The organism is Streptoalloteichus hindustanus, from assembly GCF_900129375.1.
Taxonomy (GTDB): Bacteria; Actinomycetota; Actinomycetes; order Mycobacteriales; family Pseudonocardiaceae; genus Streptoalloteichus; species Streptoalloteichus hindustanus.
On record NZ_FQVN01000013.1, the window covers coordinates 121,454 to 141,095 of the forward strand.

General features: G+C 69.7%; 22 protein-coding genes and 2 pseudogenes. 14 read left to right on the forward strand and 10 right to left on the reverse strand.

What is annotated here, in order from left to right; genetic code table 11:
• Positions 1-77 precede the first annotated feature (77 nt).
• Positions 78-428, reverse strand: a complete 351-nt coding sequence (locus BUE43_RS28450) for a winged helix-turn-helix transcriptional regulator (protein ID WP_073489209.1) — start codon at positions 426-428, stop codon at positions 78-80.
• A 271-nt stretch (positions 429-699) separates the two neighbouring features.
• On the opposite strand from BUE43_RS28450, the gene BUE43_RS28455 reads away from it, so the two are divergent.
• Positions 700-1,806, forward strand: a complete 1,107-nt coding sequence (locus BUE43_RS28455; RefSeq protein ID WP_083960259.1) for an acyltransferase family protein — start codon at positions 700-702, stop codon at positions 1,804-1,806.
• A 129-nt stretch (positions 1,807-1,935) separates the two neighbouring features.
• Here BUE43_RS28455 and BUE43_RS28460 read toward each other — a convergent pair whose 3' ends face one another.
• On the reverse strand, positions 1,936-2,343 hold the full coding sequence (locus tag BUE43_RS28460) for a hypothetical protein (protein WP_073489211.1): 408 nt from the start codon (positions 2,341-2,343) through the stop codon (positions 1,936-1,938).
• Between the two features lie 212 nt (positions 2,344-2,555).
• Between BUE43_RS28460 and BUE43_RS34450 the strand changes: the two genes are divergently transcribed.
• The 5 genes from BUE43_RS34450 (at position 2,556) to BUE43_RS28485 (ending at position 6,335) form a co-directional block, all read left to right on the forward strand.
• Positions 2,556-2,846, forward strand: a complete 291-nt coding sequence (locus tag BUE43_RS34450) for a hypothetical protein (RefSeq protein ID WP_159447806.1) — start codon at positions 2,556-2,558, stop codon at positions 2,844-2,846.
• 150 nt (positions 2,847-2,996) lie between these two features.
• Complete coding sequence (locus tag BUE43_RS28470) at positions 2,997-3,590, forward strand: maleylpyruvate isomerase mycothiol-dependent enzyme family protein (protein WP_073489272.1); 594 nt, start codon at positions 2,997-2,999, stop codon at positions 3,588-3,590.
• 112 nt (positions 3,591-3,702) lie between these two features.
• Entirely contained in the window at positions 3,703-4,659 is a 957-nt protein-coding gene (locus BUE43_RS28475) for an RNA-binding protein (RefSeq protein ID WP_073489215.1), read from the forward strand.
• Between the two features lie 344 nt (positions 4,660-5,003).
• A complete protein-coding gene (locus BUE43_RS28480) occupies positions 5,004-5,648 on the forward strand; it encodes a TetR family transcriptional regulator (protein WP_073489217.1) in 645 nt (214 codons plus the stop codon).
• Positions 5,649-5,663: 15 nt separating this feature from the next.
• Positions 5,664-6,335, forward strand: a complete 672-nt coding sequence (locus tag BUE43_RS28485) for a VC0807 family protein (protein ID WP_073489219.1) — start codon at positions 5,664-5,666, stop codon at positions 6,333-6,335.
• 30 nt (positions 6,336-6,365) lie between these two features.
• On the opposite strand, the gene BUE43_RS28490 is transcribed toward BUE43_RS28485, so the two are convergent.
• The 3 genes from BUE43_RS28490 to BUE43_RS28500 all read right to left on the reverse strand — a co-directional run bounded on the left by BUE43_RS28490 (position 6,366) and on the right by BUE43_RS28500 (position 8,644).
• On the reverse strand, positions 6,366-6,896 hold the full coding sequence (locus tag BUE43_RS28490; protein WP_073489221.1) for a hypothetical protein: 531 nt from the start codon (positions 6,894-6,896) through the stop codon (positions 6,366-6,368).
• On the reverse strand, positions 6,893-7,462 hold the full coding sequence (locus tag BUE43_RS28495; protein ID WP_073489223.1) for a TetR/AcrR family transcriptional regulator: 570 nt from the start codon (positions 7,460-7,462) through the stop codon (positions 6,893-6,895). The genes BUE43_RS28490 and BUE43_RS28495 overlap by 4 nt, the downstream gene beginning before the upstream one ends.
• Positions 7,463-7,726: 264 nt before the next feature.
• Positions 7,727-8,644 carry an MBL fold metallo-hydrolase gene (locus BUE43_RS28500; RefSeq protein ID WP_200797697.1) on the reverse strand — a complete coding sequence of 306 codons (918 nt, stop codon included), beginning with the start codon at positions 8,642-8,644 and terminating at the stop codon, positions 7,727-7,729.
• A gap of 94 nt (positions 8,645-8,738) precedes the next feature.
• Here BUE43_RS28500 and BUE43_RS28505 point away from each other — a divergent pair, with 94 nt between their 5' ends.
• The 4 genes and pseudogenes from BUE43_RS28505 (at position 8,739) to BUE43_RS35425 (ending at position 10,918) form a co-directional block, all read left to right on the forward strand.
• On the forward strand, positions 8,739-9,650 hold the full coding sequence (locus BUE43_RS28505; RefSeq protein WP_073489227.1) for an AraC family transcriptional regulator: 912 nt from the start codon (positions 8,739-8,741) through the stop codon (positions 9,648-9,650).
• A 253-nt stretch (positions 9,651-9,903) separates the two neighbouring features.
• A complete protein-coding gene (locus BUE43_RS28510; protein ID WP_083960263.1) occupies positions 9,904-10,119 on the forward strand; it encodes a tyrosine-type recombinase/integrase in 216 nt (71 codons plus the stop codon).
• A gap of 388 nt (positions 10,120-10,507) precedes the next feature.
• A pseudogene (locus BUE43_RS36070) lies at positions 10,508-10,561 on the forward strand (hypothetical protein); the annotation flags it as partial.
• A 24-nt stretch (positions 10,562-10,585) separates the two neighbouring features.
• A complete protein-coding gene (locus BUE43_RS35425) occupies positions 10,586-10,918 on the forward strand; it encodes a hypothetical protein (RefSeq protein ID WP_234995975.1) in 333 nt (110 codons plus the stop codon).
• 426 nt (positions 10,919-11,344) lie between these two features.
• Here BUE43_RS35425 and galE read toward each other — a convergent pair whose 3' ends face one another.
• Both galE and BUE43_RS36075 read right to left on the reverse strand, forming a co-directional pair.
• Positions 11,345-12,322, reverse strand: coding sequence for a UDP-glucose 4-epimerase GalE (gene galE, locus BUE43_RS28520; RefSeq protein ID WP_073489235.1), 978 nt, complete (start codon positions 12,320-12,322; stop codon positions 11,345-11,347).
• A gap of 208 nt (positions 12,323-12,530) precedes the next feature.
• Positions 12,531-13,046, reverse strand: a pseudogene (locus tag BUE43_RS36075) (sugar nucleotide-binding protein); the annotation flags it as partial.
• A gap of 134 nt (positions 13,047-13,180) precedes the next feature.
• Between BUE43_RS36075 and BUE43_RS28530 the strand changes: the two are divergent.
• Positions 13,181-14,008: a DddA-like double-stranded DNA deaminase toxin gene (locus BUE43_RS28530; protein ID WP_073489237.1), complete on the forward strand. Its 828-nt coding sequence runs from the start codon at positions 13,181-13,183 to the stop codon at positions 14,006-14,008.
• Positions 14,005-14,457: an Imm1 family immunity protein gene (locus tag BUE43_RS28535; RefSeq protein WP_073489239.1), complete on the forward strand. Its 453-nt coding sequence runs from the start codon at positions 14,005-14,007 to the stop codon at positions 14,455-14,457. The genes BUE43_RS28530 and BUE43_RS28535 overlap by 4 nt, the downstream gene beginning before the upstream one ends.
• Positions 14,458-14,521: 64 nt before the next feature.
• Here the strand turns inward: BUE43_RS28535 and BUE43_RS28540 are convergent, their stop codons facing one another.
• Positions 14,522-14,743, reverse strand: coding sequence for a DUF397 domain-containing protein (locus BUE43_RS28540; RefSeq protein ID WP_073489241.1), 222 nt, complete (start codon positions 14,741-14,743; stop codon positions 14,522-14,524).
• Between the two features lie 340 nt (positions 14,744-15,083).
• Here BUE43_RS28540 and BUE43_RS28545 point away from each other — a divergent pair, with 340 nt between their 5' ends.
• Positions 15,084-15,536 (forward strand): Imm1 family immunity protein, encoded by a 453-nt coding sequence (locus BUE43_RS28545; protein WP_073489243.1) that lies wholly within the window; start codon positions 15,084-15,086, stop codon positions 15,534-15,536.
• Positions 15,537-16,061: 525 nt separating this feature from the next.
• The gene (locus BUE43_RS28550; protein WP_073489245.1) at positions 16,062-16,508 is read left to right on the forward strand and encodes an Imm1 family immunity protein; all 447 of its coding nucleotides are present in this window, start codon (positions 16,062-16,064) and stop codon (positions 16,506-16,508) included.
• Between the two features lie 194 nt (positions 16,509-16,702).
• Here BUE43_RS28550 and BUE43_RS35840 read toward each other — a convergent pair whose 3' ends face one another.
• Both BUE43_RS35840 and BUE43_RS28560 read right to left on the reverse strand, forming a co-directional pair.
• On the reverse strand, positions 16,703-18,337 hold the full coding sequence (locus tag BUE43_RS35840; protein WP_073489248.1) for an IclR family transcriptional regulator domain-containing protein: 1,635 nt from the start codon (positions 18,335-18,337) through the stop codon (positions 16,703-16,705).
• 286 nt (positions 18,338-18,623) lie between these two features.
• The gene (locus BUE43_RS28560) at positions 18,624-19,541 is read right to left on the reverse strand and encodes a UvrD-helicase domain-containing protein (protein WP_234995977.1); all 918 of its coding nucleotides are present in this window, start codon (positions 19,539-19,541) and stop codon (positions 18,624-18,626) included.
• Between the last annotated feature and the right edge of the window lie 101 nt (positions 19,542-19,642).

Here is a 19,642-nt window from a genome sequence, read left to right on the forward strand (position 1 = left end):
TCCGCGCACGCCGAAAACAGCCCACGCGCTGTCCGTGGGCCAGCCGGGACCCCGCGAGGGGGAAGTGGATCGTCCTCCTAGGACGCCGCCGGCGTGTAGCTGGAGCCGAGGACGTGCTTCTGCCCCCACATCCCGAGCGGGATCAGGGCCTGGTTGAGCAAGACGCCGGTCTCGGTCAACGAGTACTCGACGCGGGGCGGCACCTCGTCGTACACCTCGCGCCGGACGATACCGTCGTCCTCCAGCTCCCGGAGCTGCGCGGCGAGCACCTTCTCGGTCACCCCCGGGATCGCCCGCCGCAGCTCGCCGAAGCGGAACGGCCGCTGGTCGAGCGCCCAGAGGATCAGCACCTTCCACTTCCCGCCGATCACGTCCATCGCCGCGTCGGTCCCGCAGTGGTATGCCCCCGGCCTCCGCACGATCGGCATGTCACGCCCCCTACCTGCTCACTGTCCCTGGGGTAACCACCCACCTCGAAGTGCGTACTTGATCACCTCGACGCGGGTGTCCAGCCTAACGGGCATGGCGGACCACTCCCACGACACCGCTCCGCGCGTCCCGCTCGGCCCCGGCGCGACGGGCACCGCGCCCGCCCGCGCCCGGCTCGGCGCGGGACGCGCGCGCACGGTGTGAACCCGCTCGGCCGCTGATCCCGCGGCGCCCCCGGTCCGTCCCCTGCCATGCACGGAGAGATCCTCGATGACCATCACGTTCCACGAGCAGCGCATGTCCGTTGACGGCGTGCGGCGACCCGCGCTTCCCTCGCTCACCGGCATGCGCGCGTTCGCCGCGCTGTCGGTGTTCTTCTTCCACCTCGCCATCCAGGCCGACGACCTGCCCTACGGCCTCGACCTGCTGCACATCGCCGCCGACCCCGACCTCCGCTCGGTCTACCTCTTCCTGGTGGGCACGGTCGGGCACACGGCGGTGTCGTTCTTCTTCGTGCTGAGCGGTTTCATCCTGACCTGGTCGGCGCGCCCGGAGGCCGTGGGCCGCTTCTGGCGCCGGCGGCTGGTGAAGATCTACCCGCTGCACCTGGTGACCTACCCGGCCGGCCTGCTGCTGCTGACCGGCGCCGGCAGCTCGGCCGCCGACGTGCCCGGCCTCTTCCTGCTGCAGAGCTGGCTGCCGGACAACCGGTTCACCGTCTCCGGGAACGGGCCGAGCTGGTCGATCTCCGCCGAGCTCTTCTTCTACCTGATGTTCCCCGTCCTGGTGCGCTGGATCAACCGCGTCCCCGCGCACCGGCTGGCCATGACGCTGGTCGGCCTGGTCGGCGCGGTCGCGCTGATCGCCGTGGTGAGCCACCTGACCCTGTCGCCCGAGATGCAGCTGTGGTTGGGGTACGTGTTCCCGCCGGTGCGGGTCCTGGAGTTCGTGATGGGGATCGTCATGGCCAGGATGGTGATCGACGGCCGGTGGCGGGGGCTGCCCCTCACCGGGGCGGTCGCCCTGCTGGCCGTCGCGTCGGTGGTGGCGCTGTTCGTGCCCGCGCCGTACGCGTTCGCGGCGGTGACGATCGTCCCGGTGCTGCTGACCATCGCCGCCGCCGCGCGCAACGACCTGGCCGAGCGGCGCGGTCTGCTGCGCACCCCGGTCATGGGCTGGCTGGGCCGCATCTCGTTCGCGTTCTACCTGGCGCACCTGCCGGTGTTGTCCGGAATGCGCCGTCTGGTCGGTCAGGACCAGTCCTGGGGCGTTCCGGGCGTGCTGCTGTTCGTCGGGGGGACCCTGGCGGTGACGGTGCTGGTGGCGTGGGCGCTGCACGAGTTCGTGGAGAAGCCCGCGATGCGTCGGTGGGGCTGACCCCTTCCGGTCCGCCGCCCTGACGACTTTCCCGGTGGTGGTGCTCGGCTCCGGACGGCACGGCACGGATTCTCCGTGCCGTGCCGTCGTGTTCGGAGCGCTCGCGGCCACCGCTGTGCGGGGCTGGTGTCAGGTTGTCGCCCGGCGGCGGACAACGACGATCAGCGCCACGGGCAGCACGACCGCCAACGCCAGCGTGACGACGTTGCCGACCTGGTCGACCACCGGCATGTGGTCGAGGTGTCCGAGGTGGAAGACCATGTGCGGCACCGAGAACGTCAGGTACGCCGCCAGGACGGCCTGCACCAGCAGCCGGTCGGCGGTGACCGCCGCGAACGCGAGCGCCACCGCGAACCCCAGGTTGAGGGCGCCGAAGTCGCGTACGAGGTGCTCGTTGAAGGGCGGGAACATCGCGACCCAGTGGTGGCCGGGCGCGGGGAAGCCGTCGTAGAAGCCCTGGGGCGCGAGCAGCGCCCAGCCGCCCACGCCTGCCTGCGTGGCGGCCAGGAACCACAGTCCGATGCGGAGGAACGTCATGCACCGGGGACGAGGCCGGCGGCGTGGACGTGACAGCTCACCCGACGACGACTGCTCACGCACCGTCACGACTTGGTGACCGGACCAGGTGAAGCAGGGTAACTCGGACGGCTGGTCATGGCCCGCTGGTCTGGGCTTCCGGGGCGGGGACCGCAGACCCTCGCGGTGGGTGGCGGAGTACGGGGCCCGCCCACGAGCGAGAGGAAACGATCATGCGACGTGCGATGACGGTGCTGGCGGCTCTCGCCGTGGCCGGGGCGACGGCCGTGACCGCGCCCACCGCGGCGGGGGCGGCCCGGGGAACGCTGGTGGTCGACGGCAAGCAGCACGAGGACCCGAACGGCTGCTACGCGAGCACCCGGAACCCGCTGACGGTCACGAACTTCACCGACCGCCTCGCCTACGTCTACGACGACGACAAGTGCGAGGGCTCCATGGTGGGCTTCGTCCAACAGGGCGGAACGGCGTCGTTCCCGTTCGGCAGCAGTGTCCAAGTCGACTGATCCGTCGTGAGGCGGCGGGCGGGGTCCTGGTCCCTCCGACTGGGACCCCGCCTTCTGCATCGCCCTGCCCGGCAGTACCGGCGACAGCGGCGGTGGCGTCAGGGGATGATGCGGCCCGACCGAACTCACCTCGTTCGCGTGGGAGCGCCGTTGACTGTCTCCGCCCGTGATCTCGACTCGGCGATGTCCACTGTGGACAGTGCGTTGCGTCCGGCCGTCGACCACGACTGGGCGGCGGCGCCGGGCACCGGGACGTGGAGTTGTTGGAGCACCGCCGACCACGTCGGCGACTGCCTCCTGTCCTACGCGGCCCAGCTCGTCGCCCGACCTTCCACGCGGTATGTGCGATTCCTTGCCAGCCTTGACAAGGACGCGTCCGCGGCCGAGGCGCTGGAGTTCGCGCTCACCGGTGCGGGCATCCTCGCGTCCACGGTGCGCACCGCCGCACCCGGTGCGCGCGCCTACCACCCGACCGGCATGGCCGATCCCGAAGGCTTCGCCGGAATGGGCTGCGTGGAACTGCTCGTCCACGGCGAGGACATCGCTCGGGGGCTCGGTACCACCCTCGACCCGTCCCGCGATGTGTGCGCCCGTGTGCTCGCCCGCATGTTTCCCGACGTCGCTGCCGAGTTGGCCGACATCGACCCGTGGACCGCGCTGTTGTGGGCGACCGACCGGATCGACGTTCCCGGTCGCGGTCGGAGAGGGGACTGGCGCTGGCGAGGTGCGCCGCTGGGCGAGTAACGACGCCCGGGGCCTGTGACGAGTCGTTTCTCGCGTTTCTCGGTCGAATCGCGCGCTGCCGGTGCGTACCGTGCTCCCGGCCTGCGTTGAACGCCAAGGAGATGGGCCGCATGTGTTGCCGTATGTCCACCGGGTCACCAAGTTCGACCCCGCCGACCGCGACGAGCACGGTCACTACGTCGGCGACCAGGACGTCACCAGTGATCACGGCGTCCTGGAGGCTGCCTACCTCGCCGCGGTGACCGCCTTCGCCGAGGACACCGGAGTCACCACCCTGACCATCCGTGACCCGGAACTGGCCCCTGGCATCAGCTTCGGCGCGGAGGCACCGATGGAGGGCCACGGGTTGATCGGGTTGTTCCCCGCTGACCTCGCCGGCTATCACGACGGCGCGCAGGTGCCCCTCGCGCTCGGCGTCGACCTGGTGCGGGTGATGCTGCGTGAAGCCGGAGCCTGGTGCCGGTTGGAGGTGGAGGGGCGCTTCTTCGTGCACATCGGCTTCGACCAGTACATGTACGTCGGCAGCGCCGAGCCCTGTGACCGGGCCGTCGCCCATGCCCGCGCGCTGGGCCTGTTTCCGGAACGGCTCGTCGCCTCCCCGTACGACCCGTCCTTCGACGAGCCCGTCGACCGGCGTTCCGCGGACGAGAGCTTCTGGGCCGAGGTGGCCGAACTCGTCGACCGTCGTGGCACGGTGATCCTGGAGGAGGGGTACGTCCAGGGCGCGTCCCGCTGGCATCGCCTGCACAGCACCACGATCGACGCGGTGCGCGCCGCCCTTGCCCCACGAGCGAGGGTGCTGGTGTGGCCGGAGCTGGACACCGACAACACGACTGTGCTTCGCAGGTTGGCCCAGGACGACGTGGACCAGCTCGTCTGGGAGGACGAGAACGGCGTGATCACCGACCGGTTCGTGCGCGTCGCGCTCTCCCCGCGACAGGCTGCCCAGGTGGCGCGGACGGCGCGTGCCGTGATGGGCCTGAAGTCGGTCGAGGACGAACGTCACCCGCTGCTCGCGGCCGTACTTCCGGACGAGGACGGCGTTCTGCGTGCTCGTTGGGAACCGTGAGCCCCACTATCTCGCTCCGGCGATCTGGACGGGGAGGGGCGGCGGACGCTGACCGCCTGGTCCGGGACCTCTGGGCCACAAGTAGGGACCTTTGGCCACGGCGTCCCGGTGCGCGTGCTGCCAGGCTGGGTACCAGCGACGACGGACCGAGCGCCATCCGCAGGGAAGCCGGCGAGGGGCGGGTCCGTCGCGGGGTAGCCATACCCCTCGCTGCCGCGTCAGGGCAGGGCTGACGGGGCGCGGGGGCACGAGGCGGGGTGGTCAGACGCGATGTCGGCCACCTCGCCTGTTCCCCGTGGCGACGGGACCACGTCCCTTTTGCTTGGTTCTGCTACTTTTTGCTCATGCGAGCAAAAGCGTCGGGTGGTCAGCGGGAACGGACCTTCACCGAGTCGGGCCGCCGGGCCCAGATCGTGGACGCGGCCATCGAGGTGATCGCCGAGCTCGGCTACGCCAGGGCCTCGTTCGCCAGGATCGCCAAACGGGCGGGGCTGAGCAGCACGGGCATGATCTCCTACCACTTCGCCGGCAAGGACGACCTCGTGCGGGCCTGCGCCGAGGAGATCGTGCGGGTGCTGACGGAGTTCATGCGGCCCAGGATCGACGCGGCCGCCGGGTACGCCGCGAAACTCCGCGCCTACATCGAGTCCAATGTGGACATCGTCGGCTCCCGCCCCGCGCATCTCCGAGCGCTGCTGGAGATCCTGAACAACGCCAGGGACGCCGACGGGCAGGTGATCGTCGACAGCGCGGTGGTGACCAGCCGGGCGGAGCTGTTCGCGACGCACCTGCGGGACGGGCAGCGGGCGGGGGAGTTCGGCGCGTTCGACGTGTGGGTGATGGCGCACGCCCTCACCGGAGCCATCGACGCGGTGGTGGGCGCCCACGCGACGGGCGAGGAGGGCGAGGGCCCGGCCCGGGACCTGGAACGGTGCGGCCGGGAACTGGCCGACGCGTTCGAACGCGCGACCGCGCCGTGGCGGCGGTGAGCCGAGGTGACGACCATGTCCGGGCCACGGCGCGAGATCGGCGCCGAGCGACGCGCCGGTACGCGTGCGCTCCTGCGCCGCAACGCCGCCGCCGTCGCCTTCGACGTCGTCGTGCCGATGGCGGCGTACTACGGGTTGCGGCTCGCGGGAGTGGGGCAGTGGTGGGCGTTGATGGCCGGCGTCCTCATCGCTCTGCCGCACCCGGCGTACCGGCTGGCGCGTGATCGGCGGCTCGACCTGATGGCGGTGTTCACGGTCAGCGTCATGGTGTTCAGCGTGGTCATCGGCCTGCTCACCGACGACCCCCGCGCACTGGTCGTGCGTGAGAGCTGGGTCGGGGCGTTGCTGGGTCTGCTCGGCGCGTGGATGCTGGTCACTGTCCTCAGAGGACGGCCCGCGCTGCTGGTGCTGGGCCGCACGGTCGCGGTGACCAGGACCGGTGAGTCCGGAGCCCGCGAGTGGGAGGCCCGCTGGGAGCACGACCACCGTTTCCGCAGCGGGATGCGGGTGCTGACCGCCGTGTGGGGCGCGGTCCTGCTGGTCGACACCGTCGTGAACATCGCGCTGGTGTACCTGCTGCCGATCGACCTGGTCGCACTGGTCCCCAAGGTGCAGTGGTGGGTGGTGCTGGCCGGCCTGCTCGCTTTCCACCTCCGCTACACCAAAAAAGCCCAACTCCGCGCCTGACCCGGGACGGTTTCGCTTCCCAGCGCCAATTCATCGGCTTGCCTCCTCGGGCATCAGGTGGGCCAGCAGGAGTTTGACCAGGAGGAGCGGGGCGAACCACGCCAGTGCGGCGGGGGCCGTGGTCAGGCTCGTGACCGCGACCAGAGCCAACGCCGTCAGGGCGAAGGCGACCGGTCGGCGGAGCGGGGGTGGCGTGAACACCACGAGCACGGCCGCGACGAGTGCTGCCCCGTAGCTCGTCGCCGCCATCAGCCACGAGAACCCGGGCACCACCAGAGCGAGCAGGAACGGCTGGACGTGGACGGCCACGAACGCCAGATGGTGCCAGCGGGTCCGGCCCGGCCGGTGGTGCCAACGCTTGGCGGAGGCGGTGGCGTTGACCACCGCGCCGCCGAACAGGTCGAAACCGACCAGCGCGACGACCAGCACGGCGAGCGCGGGCAGGTCGGCGCGGACGGTGAGGACGAGGGCGAGGGCCGCGCCGACGACGGCGGCCCCGAAACTGGTCGCGATCTCGCCCCGGCTCGCGCCGGGGGCGACCAGGCGGTCGACGAGGGTCATGCGCGGACTCCGTCCAGGCACAGCTCGATGACGGGGTCGGCGAGTTCGGCGAGCGGCACGCTCGGATCGACCAGCCACTGCACCAGGCAGCCCTCGATTGCGCCCACGATCACGGTCGCGTGCCGCTCTCCGATGCCGGGCCGCAACTCGCCGGCGGCGTGCGCCTCCCGCAGCAACCCCGCGACCGCCTCGCGGTACTCCCGGTAGACGGCGGCCATGTCCAGCGGTGGGCCCGACGACCACAGGTCCAGCAGGACCCTGGCGTGGTCGGGGTGGGAGGCCAGGAACTGGATCGTGGTGGAGACCAGGTCGGCCAGCCGCTCCAGCGGGGAGCCCTGCGACCGCGCCGCGAGCACGCCGGCCGAGTGGGCGGCGTAGCTGTCGAACACGGCGGCGAGCAGCGCGTCCCGGCTGTCGAAGTACAGGTAGACGCTGCCCTTGGCGATTCCCGCCTCGGCGGCGACGTCGTCGATGCGCGCGGCGGTGAATCCCTTGCGGGCGAACACCCGGACGGCGGCCTGGAGGATCTCCTCCCGGCGAGCTTCCCGGTCGACTCTTCTCGGCATGGGTTGATGATGACTGACCGGTCAGTCATCAGGTAGTCGACCAGCGCCAGCATGTCCTGGCGCGTTCCGAAGCGGGCGAGCGCGAAGCAGAAGCCCTGCCTGAGGTTGGATGGCGCGGACGTGGTCGGCCGTGTCCATTGTGGACTGGGTTTGGTGGCTGGTGGGGTGGGCCGCAGGTGGCGACGCACTTTGACGGATCTCCGGACAGGAAACGCTCACAGCCTCGCGGGCACGGCGTGGCGGACCGCGCAATGCCTTTCGGAGTCAGGAGGTCAGGGGAGCCCAGCCGGTGATGGTGAAGTGAGCGCCCTCTCGGGCGATCTCGACTGCGCTGGCGCCGGCGAAGTGCGCGGGCACCACGAGTTCGCCGGTGTCGGCGGCGCGTTCGAGGACCCGGCGGCGCGTGGTGGCCGCCTCCCTCGGGTTCTCGCAGAAGCAACTGCTGTGGTCGGGCTGGAAGATCTGCACGGGGCTGTGCAGCACGTCGCCGACGAACACCGCGCGGTCCGTGCCGGAGGACAGGTGGAGGATCGCGGAGCCGGGCGTGTGTCCCGGGGTGTGCTCCAGGCTGAGGTTGCCGTCGATGCGGTGGTCGTCCTCCCACAGCACGGCCTGGCCGAGGATCGGCGCGATGCTGTCCGCGTGGACCAGGAGGTCACCCTCCTGTCGCAGTCGCTCCTGGTCGTCGCGGGGCGCGCGGCGTCGGTGGGCGTTGCGCGGGTCGTAGAAATCGTGGTCGGCGCGGTGGATCAGGTAGGTGGCGTTGGGGAAAGTCGGCACCCACTCGCCGTCGCGCAGCATCGTGTTCCACCCGACGTGGTCGGTGTGGAGGTGGGTGTTGACGACGGTGTCCACGTCCTGCGGGCGAACCCCGGCCTCGGCGAGCTGGTCGAGGTATCCGGTCGTGAGGTGGTCGAAGAGCGGGTTCTGCGGTCGGTCCCGGTCGTTGCCGAGGCCGGTGTCGACGAGGATCACCCGACCCTCGCTGCGCAGCACCCACGTCTGGATCGCGCCGCGACAGGTGTCGGTGCCCGGGAGCCAGTGGTCCGGCGCGAGCGCGGGCTCGTTGTCCCGCCAGAGCTCGGGCGGGCTGTCCGGGACGAGGTGCCGGGCCGGGCCGAACTCGCCCTGCCACTCGATGACCCTGCTGATCTCGACCTCGCCGAGCTGGAAGTTGTTCACACCACGACCGTATGGCCCCGACCTGCGCGTTTCCATGCGTGATCCACGCATCCTGATACGAGATCGGCTCATCCTCGATCGCTAGGATCTCGCCGTGGACGTGTTGAGCGACGCGATCGAGATGATGCGCACCGGGCGGGCCGTCTCGAACCGGATGCGCCTGGGGTCCCGGTGGCGCTACCGGCTCATGCCCTACGACGGCGTCGGGTTCCACGTCCTGCTGCGCGGTTCCGGCTGGCTGATCGTCGACGGCGCGGAACCCGCGCCGATCAACGCCGGCGACATCGTCCTGGTGCCGCACGGGAGTTCCCACGTGCTGTCGGACTCGCCGAGCGCCGCGGGAGCGCTTCCCTTCGACGCGGCGGTGGAGGAACCGGACGGCCCCGTCGAGTTCCTGTGCGGCAAGTACCGGCTCGACCGGTCACGAGCGCACCCGTTGTTGGCCGGCCTGCCCGAGGTGATCCACCTGCCCGCCCACGTCGGGCGCCACCCCGAGCTGCGCGCGGCCATCGAGCTGCTCGGCGGCGAGGTGCACGCCGACCGGCCCGGTCGGCACTCCGTCCTCACCGGACTGCTCGACCTGCTGCTGGTGTACCTGGTGCGGGCCTGGCTGGACCAGAGCGCGGAGTCCGGCTGGCCCCGCGCGCTGCGCGACCCCGAGGTCGCCGCCGCGCTCGAAGCCCTGCACACCGACCCCGCGGCGCCCTGGCGCGCCGACACCCTGGCCGCCCGCGTCGGGGTGTCCCGCGCGACCCTGGTGCGGCGGTTCACGACGCTGATCGGGCAGCCGCCCATGGCGTACCTGACCTGGTGGCGGATGACCACCGCGGCCCGGCTGCTGCGCGACAGCGACCTGCCGTTGCCCAACATCGCGCGCCAGGTCGGCTACGGGTCACCGTTCTCGTTCTCCCACGCCTTCAAACGACAGTTCGGCGTCGCCCCGGGACAGTACCGATCGAGCCGGCCCGCCCAGGACTCCGACCCAGACGCATCCCGTGCCGGATGAGGCGCCGGCGCAACCGGGCGCACCACGCACACACCACACGATCAACCCTGACCGGCAGGTGTTCGGACGAGCCAGCTTCTCCTTGCCACGCAAGCGCATCCTGTGCAGCGGGTGATCTCTACTCGTCCGACCACGATTCCGGCAGCAACAACCGGTTCCCGACCCGCGGGTAGACCTGTTCGGTGTTGCCGCCATAGCCGACCAGTCCCGTGCGCGGAGGGCCCAAGCTGGAAGGACACTGGGATTGATCTACATGGCCCCCGACGGATCACCGCTTAATCCCAACCACGTGTCGAACCACTTCCAGGACCTGGTTGGGAAGATGGGGTTGCCGCCCATCCGCCTGCACGATCCGCGTCATGGCGCGGCCACGATGGCGCTGGCCGCCGGAGTGGACATGAAGGTGGTCCAGGAGGCCAGCACGAGTTACGTGACAATGTCCAGGTGTGTTCTGGTGGTCACATCGTGAAACCCCGGCAGAGCCATCGGGCGGCCCCGATTGAGACCATCGAGGAATGTTGTGTCGCGATGTCTACCAGGGTGGCTGCGATCGGCCTCTTGTGGAGCCGACCTGGTGCCACGACGACGAGTGGCAACCTGATGTGGATGGCCGTCCGACCGGACCGTATCTCCGGAGAGGACTCCCGGAGGCGCTGATCAGGACCCTGGCGCGCAGCCAGGAACACGAAGTTCGACAGGCCGTAGGACTGTGTCAGGACGCCCCCGAGGACGTCATCGATGAACTCGTCGGTGATCCCGACGAGGATGTGCGGAATGCGGCTCTCGGGCAGACACGCTCGGCCCGCTTGCTACACGAGGCCATCGCCGCATGGCCTCACGGGCCCTGGCGCACTCGTATGGCGGTGGCAAGCAACCCTCGGTGCCCGACGGACATCCTGGAACTGCTGAGCAGAGACCCGGAAACAATGGTCCGGATGAGTGTCGTGACCAATCGGGCCACCCCTGAGCATGTGGTGGACGCGAGAGCGAACGACCCGGGCTACGCTGTCCGTTCGCTGGCGCTGTCGCACACGCGAAACCCCGCGCTGATACGTACCGCAGCGGCCAGCGCCGACGAGCAGGACCGACAGCGGGTCGCGGAGAACCCCAACTGCCCGGCGAACCTGCTCGAGAACCTGGCTGCTGATCCCGCGAAATACGTCCGGTTCAGCGTTGCGAGCAACCCAGCGTGCCCCCGCCATGTTCGTCGGAAACTCGAGTCCGACCTCGATCCTTTCGTTGCGAACATGGCCCGAACCCGCCGCTGACGAGTAGACGCAGACCTCATTGGCTCCTGCCGCGGCGCCCTGGTGACGGACGCTGCTGCCTTGTTGGGCAGAACGTCATCGTCAGCAGGCCCTCGGATCACAGACGTGGACCAGTCGAACGTGATGGTCGCTGGACCAGCACCACCGGAGGGGGCCGTCCGCGTTCTGCCTGCGAGCGGGCTTCTGGCTGGTCGCGGCTGTGCCTGCCCGGGAATCCCAGGAGAGATCGTTGGAAGGCCGCGCCTTTCACACGGAACGTCAGGTGTCAGCTGAAGCGGCAGTGCTGGGGTAGGTGGCTGGTGTCGTCGAGGGTAGCCAGTTCCCAGCGCTGCCAGGTGATCCGCGTGTGCTGCGGGCTGGCAGCCCCGGTGCGGGCCTGACCGCATCGCGGGGACTGCCAGCGTCACAGAGGAACGACGGCTCCTGTCACTGGATCGCTGGGTGGCTCAGGGTGTTGTGCTGGTGGAAGGCCCAGGCGTCGCCGATGATCCGCGTGAGGTCGGGGTGTTGGGGTTGCCAGCCGAGTTCGCGGGCGGCCTTGTCAGCGGAGGCGACCACGACGACGGCGTCGCCGGGACGGGGCGGGTCGACCTGGATGGTGAGGGTTGTCCCGGTGACCTGTTCGACGGTGGCCAGGACTTCCTTGGTGCTGTAGCCGTTGCCGTTGCCCAGGTTGTAGATCTCGTGCCGGCCGGGCTGGACCGCCTGCAGGGCGAGCAGGTGGGCGGTGGCCAGGTCCTCGACGTGGATGTAGTCGCGGACGCAGGTGCCGTCGGGGGTGGGGTAGTCCTCGCCGAAGATCCGCGTCGTGCCGCCGGTGGCGGCGGCGTGCAGGGCCAGGGGGATGAGGTGGGTCTCGGGGTCGTGGCGTTCGCCGAGCCGTCCGGCGGCGCCGGCGGCGTTGAAGTAGCGCAGGCTGGCCGCGGCGATCCCGAAGGCGCGGGCGTGGTCGGTGATGGCCAGGTCGGTGACGTACTTGGTGGTGGCGTAGGGGCCGGGCGGGGCGATCGGGTCGGTCTCGGTGAGGGTGTCCATGCCCTTGGGCGCGTACATCGAGCCGGTGGAGGAGAAGATCAGTCGGGGCACGCTGGCGTCGCGCATCGCGGCGAGCAGTCGCAGGGAGCCGGTGACGTTGACGTCCCAGTAGCGGTCGGGGTGGTGGACCGACTCGCCGGCGGAGATCAGGCCGGCGAGGTGCAGCACGCCGTCGAAGCCGGCGTGGCGGGTGAGGACCTGGTCGACGTCGTGGATGTCGTGTTGGTGGAGGCGGACGCCGTCGGGGAGGACGTCGAGGTGGCCGGTGGACAGGTCGTCGAGGATCTCGACCTCGTGGCCGGCGTCGAGCAGCCGGTGGGTGACGACGCTGCCGATGTAGCCGAGGCCGCCGGTGACCAGAAGTTTCACGGGACGTGGGGCCTTTCCGATGACGGAGAGCGTGGTGGCCGGAACAGGGTGTTGATGCTAGGGATCGGCTCGGGTGATCCACGGCCGGGTGCACGGCCATGCGGGTGAGGAAGTCGTGCGTGGGCAGGCGAAGCGGCCCGAGCAGCTCGGCCAGCGTGGTGACGTCCAGCCGACAGTCCCCGGGCCGATCGACCAGGGGCGTGTGATCGGGGACGAGATGACCGACGGGCAGTCCGTGGACGCGGGCGACGAGCTGGCCGATCTCGTACTTGGTGAAGCCCTCCCTGTTGCTGTAGTGCCAGATTCCGGCGGGGACAGCGTGCTGGCGAGCGTGACGCACCAGCAGGTCGACGACGACGGCGACGTCGTCCACGTGGGTGGGGCAGCGGCGGGTGGTGTGGTCCCGCGTGACCGCCTGGCCTGCGGCGACGGCGTGTGCGATCGCGGTGACATGGCATTCGTCCCAGGTGCGGGTGGGGCCGTAGAGAACGGGAACCCGCAGGATCACCGCCCGGGGAGCCAGAGCGAGCACGTGGTGTTCGGCCGCGAGCTTGCCTCGGCCGTAGTCGTTGACCGGGTGCGGGGCGTCCGTGGGTGCGTAGGGCGGAGCGGCGCCGTCGAAGACGTCGTCGGAAGAGATGTGGATCAGGACAGCGCCTACGTCGAGGGCGACCCGGACGAAGGCCGCATGCCGACCGGCGCGAAGCTGGACCGAACGGCGGATACGAACGAACTACGGCCGCCGACTGCTGCGGCGGTCGCGGCAGGCCGGGCACCTGCCGCCCGCCATCGGCGGCCCGCGCAGCCGTGGCAAACGACCGGCACGGCGGGAGCAGGCTTACGCGTGCACTCGACCGGGTGATCATCAGTCCGATCGGCTCGGTTCTGTCACCCCTGGCCGCGACGCTGCTTGTCGCCAAGGCCGGGCTGGTGATGAAGGAGGGGGCTGTGTCGGCTCTCGCGGAGGTCGCCCAGGCTGTTCGAAGCGTTGCGGACCAGCTTCCGTCCCAGGAGATCGTGGTCGCCGAGAGTTGCTTGCGGGAGTGCCAAACCGCGGTCGTGGCCGCCACTGAGGGAAGCTGGTCTGACGAGCCCGTCCAGATCGTGGCGATGCTCGCGTCGACGAATGACCGCCTCGACGAGCTCAGGCTGCTCCTTGCGGAACTGACCAAGCGGCTTCACGACTTCGCCGACCGCCTGGCGTCCGATGGCTCCCCGACGGGACGACCAGCCCCAGATTCCGCTGCGGCACCGGCACAACGGCCTTTCCCGGTGGATCGTGGGTGGGGTCAGCGGGCGCGGGCGCGATTACCCGTCCGACCCGGTGGCAAGGGACCCACCACCGGGGTCTACGTCGACGAGGACGGCATCGAGCACACTGTGCGAAGCGGGGCGCAGGAGGATGGCCTGGACGAAGAGTTGAAACGCTTCATGGTGGAAGCCAGCCTCGTCCCTACGAAGTACACGAACCTGGAGACCTCGAAGCATGTGGAGGTGATGGTCGCCTACCGGATGCGGCTTAGTGGCACCGATAGGGCTGAGCTGGCCATCAACAATAGGATCGATCGGATGAAGTACGGATGTCGCCGGCTACTCCCAGGTGTACTGGCACCAGGCCAGATGCTGGTCATCCACGATGACGACGGAACCCATATCTTCAAGGGAAAGGACACGTCACAAGGGTGAGCTACACACTGGAGTTCTGCCTACAGGCCAGGGCTGATGACGCAACGTTCACTGCCCGCACCGTGGAGGAGGTGGACGCGGCGTTGGACCGTGTCATCGCCGCTGCGGTCGGCAACGGCTACTACCACAACCCCACTGCGCTCGTCCTCGAGCGCCCAACGTTCGGCCCCCTCCAGTTCCCCGACCACGGGCTCAAGTTCGACGTTGACCCGGACCAACGGGTCGCGGCGCTCGTCTGGGTCGGCCCCGGCTTCGATCAGCCATGGATGACGCTGTCCAACACCCCCCTGCCGAAGGTCGACCTGTATCGCGATCTCGGCATTGGCCTGCGTTTCCCCGCCAACGCGACGATCACCCTCGACCAGCTTCGGGCCGCCGCCCACGAGTTCCATGAGTCAGGTGGACACCGGCCAACCTGCGTGGAGTGGCAGGAAGCCGAAGGATTCTGAGAGGAAGCTCAGTACGGCAGCGGCCGGTGGGTTCGTGTCCCACCGGCCGTCGTGTTCTTCGTGCTCACCGCGGGTCGAGCTTGCTGAGCTTCGCTGCCGCGACGAACGCGGTCAGCGTCTCGGTCGGCACGACCAGTACCGGCCCCGTGGGGTTCTTACTGTCCCGCAGGGCACTTGCCTCGCCGTCGCACGCCAGCTCAACGCAAGCCCCGTGGCTAGCGCCGCTGCTGCGGGAGGACTTGCGCCACGACCAGCGAGGGCGAGGCGTGTTGTGTGGGGTAGTCATCCGGCAAATCCCTTCTCACTCGACTCTGCGCGATCCGCCTGACGAGATCGACAGGTCCATCGGGGTCACGCGCCAACTCGGCCAGACGCGTGAACATGAGCTCACACCGATCAACGTCGGCAGAGAAGATGTGGTGCCCCTGGTGCGACTCGAACGCACACGGGGCGGGTTTTGGGTTCGACCAGTCGGAGGCGGGGTAAACATCTGTCCACCGAGGACTATCCACTGTGGATGATTGAGTTCGGCTGTCCGGACTTCGCGGCGTGGTGTGGGCCGGCCTGGGGTCAGGGGAGGGTCAGGTGTCCTCGCTCCATGTGTACAAGGGAAGGGAACCGCAGGCGTGAGCTACACGCTGGAGTTCGGCCTCCAGGCCAAGACTGACCGGGGATCGTTCACTGCCCGCACCGTGGAGGAGGTGGACGCGGCGTTGGACCGTGTCATCGCCGCCGCGGTCGACTACGGCTATCGGCACAACCCCACCGCGTTCGTGGTTGAGCGTCCCGTGTTCGGTCCTGCCGAGATTCCCGATCATGGGCTCAAGTTCGACGTTGACCCGGACCAACGGGTCGCGGCGCTCGTCTGGGTCGGCCCCGGCTTCGATCAGCCATGGATGACGCTGTCCAACACCCCCCTGCCGAAGGTCGACCTGTATCGCGATCTCGGCATTGGCCTGCGTTTCCCCGCCAACGCGGCGATCACCCTCGACCAGCTTCGGGCGGCTGTGCACGAGTTCCACGAGTCTGGCGGGCATCGGCCGACTTGCGTGCAGTGGCAGGAAGCGGACGGATTCTGACTGGGGCAGGAAGGAGTCTGGGTCGAATAAGTCAACGGCCGGTGGGTTCGTGTCCTACCGGCTGTTGTGTTTCGTCGTGTTCACCGCAGGTCGAGCTTGCTGAGCTTCGCTGCCGCCACGAACGCGGCCAGCGTCTCGGCCAGAACGACCAGAACCGGCCCCGTGGCGTTCTCACGCGTATTGATCGTGGATGAAAGGGGACGGCTCGCTCGCGCCCTCAGACAGTATCTTCCGCTGCCTCGATCGGTTCGCCGAGGTCTTCCCCGAGTTCGCGTCAGCGGCGACCCGCGCGTTCGAGCGCCTTCGCAAGCACGAGCATCTCGGCGCCACCGTGCACACGAACGGTGATCTGATGATTCGCATGTGCTCTGGTCAGCCCGACAAGGCCACAGCGAAGAGAGATCTGTGGGGGCATGTACCGCTAGCTCTGCGGAGGCTGGAACGCCGAGCATGTCCTCAGCCAGGCCAGGTGCTCATCATCCACGACGACGTGGGAACCCACATCTGCAGGAGAAGGCACAGAGGGTGACCTACACGGTGAAGTTCGGACTCCAATCCCAGTCCGACCGCGGTCCCATCATCGCGCGCACCGCGGAGGAGGTCGACGCCGCCTTGGACCGGATCATCGCCGCCGCTCCCACCTACAACCACAACCCCTCGGCCTTTGTGCTTGAGCGCCCGAGGTTCGGTCGCCTGCAGGTCCCCGACCACGGGCTCAAGATCGACATCGACCCCACCCACCACGTCGCGGCGCTCGCCTGGGTCGGCCCGGGCTTCGACTGTCCCTGGGTGTCGAAGTCCGATCGCCCCGTGCCGGAGGCGAGTTTGCACAAGGACATCGGTGCCGCCAACCCGTTCCCAGACGACGCGGCGATCACCCTCGACCAGCTTCGGGCAGCTGTGCACGAGTTCCACGAGTCCGGCGGGCACCGCCCGACCTGTGTGCGGTGGCAGGAAGCCGAAGGATTCTGAGCTGAACGAGTCGACGGCCGGTGGGCTCGTGTCTCACCGGCCGTTGTGTTCCTGGTGTGACTCGAACACGCACGGGGCGGATTTTGGGTTCGACCAGTCGGAGGCGGGGTGAACATCTGTCCACTGAGGACTATCCACTGTGGATGGTGGAGCCCGGCTATTCGGACTTCGCGGCGGTGCGGGCTGGCTCGGGGTCAGGGGAGGGTCAGGTGTCCTCGCTCCATGACGGCCGCGAGGTCGTCCGCCATGCGGTGGGCGGCGGCCGTCAGCGCCGGCAGCACCTCGTCGCGCATCTCGGCGCTGGTCCTGCTGCCGATCGGGGAGGCGACGTTGACGGCGGCGATCACCCGGTTGTCGCGGTCGCACAGGGGGACCGCGATGGAGCGCAGCCCTTCCTCCAGCTCCTGTTCCACCAACGCGTGTCCGTCCCGCCGCGCGTCGGCCACCGCGTCGGCCAGCGCGGCTCGCGAGGTGCGGGTGTGTGGGGTGAGGGCGCGCGGCTCGACGCGGTCCAGGCGGTCCGCCAGCTCGGCCGGTGGTAGTCCGGACAGGAGCACGCGCCCCATCGCTGTGGCGTAGGCCGGGAGCCGGGTGCCGACCCGGAGGTCGACGCTCATGATCCGCACCGTGGACACGCGGGCCACGTAGCGGATGTCGTCGCCGTCGAGGACCGCCACCGAGGCGGAGTCGTGCACCTGCTCCACGAGTTCGGCCAGGTGCGGTTGGACGACGTCCTCGAAGGCGAGCCGGGACAGCTTGGCGTAGCCCAGCTCCAGTACCCGGGGCAGGAGTGTGAAGCGCCGCCCGTCGCCGGTCGGCGCCACGTAACCCCGCTGCTGGAGGGAGAGCAGGGCGCGGCGGGCGCTGGCCCGGGGCAGGCCGGTGGCCTCCGACACCGCCGACAACGTCAGGCCGCCCGGTGGGCGCAGCGCGGTGAGCACCGCGAGCCCACGGGCCAGGGACTGCAGGAACTCCGGTCCGAGCTGGTCCTTCCAGTCCCGCAGCCAGGTGGCGGTGCGGGGTTCCGCCGCAGAGGGGTCCGTCGCCGGCGAACGGCCCAGGTCCGCGGTCATGGCGGGGAGGTCGGCCCGCAGGCGGGGCAGCGCGTGTTCGGCCAGGCTGGCCGCCGTGTGCCGGCTCGTGTCGCTGACGACGTTCACCGTGCACACCGTTCGTCCGTCGGCGTCCCGCAACGGGACGGACACGGCGATGAGGCCCGGTTCGAGGAACTGGTCGTCCACGGCGAAACCGGTTTTCCGTGCCTCGGCGACGCGCTGCTCGAAGTCGGCCACCGCGGCCGGGGAGAGGTCCCGGAGACGGGCGCTCTCGCGCCAGGCCTGCCAGTCGTCGTCGTTCCACGAGGTGGCGAAGAGCGGTCCGGGGGAGCAGCGGTCGGCGGGCAGCGGGAGTCCGATGCGGAAGGAGACCCGCACCGCGCGCGGCCGGGTTCGCTGGGTGAGCAGCCGGACGTCCTGCTGGTCGGGCACCGCGACCGACACCGCCTCGTCGAGGTCCTCGGACAGGCGAGCGAGGTGCGGCTCCAGCGCGGCCGGCAGGGAGCTGGCGGTCAGGTAGGCGTTGCCGACCTCCAGCAGCTGGGGGGCGAGCAGCACCTCGCGTCCGTCCACGCGGACGTAGCCGAGGCGGGCGAGGGTGGAGACGATCCGGTCCACCGTGGCCCGTGCGAGGCCGGTGGTGCGCGCCAGGTCGCCGGGGCGCAGCCGCGGCTCCGGGCTGGTCGCCAACGTGCGCAGGACGGTCAGCCCGCGGTCGAGCGGGCCCACGAGCTCCTCGCCCGTGGTGTCCGGTGCGGTGGCGGGGCGCGGCATGCGTCCTCCAGACGGTGTCGAGTGCCGAGCGACGCTACCGTTCCCGGCGGGAACGACACTGTGGACAGTGATCGTCCGGGTGACCACCCTCGGCGACCCCAATTGTGAACGATAGTTCACTGGGCGAACACCGATCTCTCCGGAGCTTCGTTTCCGTGTCGTCGCCTCGCGCGGCATGACCAGGACCGCACGGTGGGGAAAGCGATCAGCCGCCTCAGGTGGCACCCACCGACGTCTGCGAACACGACGCGGTGTACCAGCTGTTCTCGGGCGATGGGCCCGGCCGCTACCGGCTCACCGCGCTCAAGGCGGTGGAGGGGCTTCCGTCGGGGTGCTGGTTGATCCACGACAGCCCACCCAGGTCGAGCTGCTGCTGGGCACGAGTGACCGCAACGTAGGCCAGGCGGGCTTCACTGGGCTCGATCGGGCCGGGCTGTGGATCCCCATCCACGGTGGTGTTCTCCTCGTCGGTGGGTTCGGGGAAGTCGCCGGAGATGCGGACGGTCGGCCATTCGCGGCCCTTGGCGGCGTGTGCGGTGGAGACGGTCACCTCGGCGTCGGATTCGGCGCGGAGGCGGGTGAGGGTCTGCAGGACGACATCGACGCCGTGTTGGTCGATGACGTCGACGAACGGCAGCAGGTCACGGCCGTCGGGGTCCCACTCGACGTACTCCTGCACCTCGCCCCAGGTCGAGAACAGCAACAGCTCGCGATGAGTGGTGCGCCGTCCCTGCTTCAGGTCGCGCGCCGCTTCGGCCAGCTCCTTCAGGGTCGAGGCCCGTCCGGCCAGTGCGATCCGGCGTCCCTGTGCCAGGAGGGTGAGAATCTCGGCGATCGCGCCGCCGTTGGTGCGGCACAGAATCGCGTCCGGGTTGGTGGCGGTGGTCAGACGGCTGTTGATGGTCGGTGCGCCGGTGAGTCGGATCGGGGCGTCTGCGATCGCCAACCATCGGTTGGCCTCGGCGGCGACCTCGGGTCCGAACCTGAACGAGTGCGACAGCGCCAGCTGACGGCCCCGGAAGCCGGTCATCACGTCCCTGGCGCCGCGCCAGCCGTAGATCGCCTGAGCGGAGTCGCCCACCATGACCAGCTGCGCGTGCGCGCCCTGGGCGAGGAAGACCTGCTCGACCACGGGGTTGGTGTCCTGCGCCTCGTCCAGCAGCAGGAAGTCCCCGTGGATCCGCGGCCGGGTCAGCGCCCACATCTTCAGGAAGTGATCGCGCTACGCGCGTGACCTGCGCTGTGGCCCCAACTACGGGCTTGAACAGGGCAAACGCGTCTCGCTGACTCTCGGCACTTCTCGCC

Coding starts and splice junctions, on each gene's coding strand:
- BUE43_RS28510 (WP_083960263.1), top strand. CDS start 9,904: ATGGCCCCCGACGGATCACCGCTTAATCCCAACCACGTGTCGAACCAC.
- BUE43_RS28485 (WP_073489219.1), top strand. CDS start 5,664: ATGTCCGGGCCACGGCGCGAGATCGGCGCCGAGCGACGCGCCGGTACG.
- BUE43_RS28490 (WP_073489221.1), bottom strand. CDS start 6,896: ATGACCCTCGTCGACCGCCTGGTCGCCCCCGGCGCGAGCCGGGGCGAG.
- BUE43_RS28460 (WP_073489211.1), bottom strand. CDS start 2,343: ATGACGTTCCTCCGCATCGGACTGTGGTTCCTGGCCGCCACGCAGGCA.
- BUE43_RS28540 (WP_073489241.1), bottom strand. CDS start 14,743: ATGACTACCCCACACAACACGCCTCGCCCTCGCTGGTCGTGGCGCAAG.
- BUE43_RS34450 (WP_159447806.1), top strand. CDS start 2,556: ATGCGACGTGCGATGACGGTGCTGGCGGCTCTCGCCGTGGCCGGGGCG.
- BUE43_RS28455 (WP_083960259.1), top strand. CDS start 700: ATGACCATCACGTTCCACGAGCAGCGCATGTCCGTTGACGGCGTGCGG.
- BUE43_RS28560 (WP_234995977.1), bottom strand. CDS start 19,541: ATGTGGGCGCTGACCCGGCCGCGGATCCACGGGGACTTCCTGCTGCTG.
- BUE43_RS35840 (WP_073489248.1), bottom strand. CDS start 18,337: ATGCCGCGCCCCGCCACCGCACCGGACACCACGGGCGAGGAGCTCGTG.
- BUE43_RS28450 (WP_073489209.1), bottom strand. CDS start 428: ATGCCGATCGTGCGGAGGCCGGGGGCATACCACTGCGGGACCGACGCG.
- BUE43_RS28495 (WP_073489223.1), bottom strand. CDS start 7,462: ATGCCGAGAAGAGTCGACCGGGAAGCTCGCCGGGAGGAGATCCTCCAG.
- BUE43_RS28480 (WP_073489217.1), top strand. CDS start 5,004: ATGCGAGCAAAAGCGTCGGGTGGTCAGCGGGAACGGACCTTCACCGAG.
- BUE43_RS35425 (WP_234995975.1), top strand. CDS start 10,586: ATGAGTGTCGTGACCAATCGGGCCACCCCTGAGCATGTGGTGGACGCG.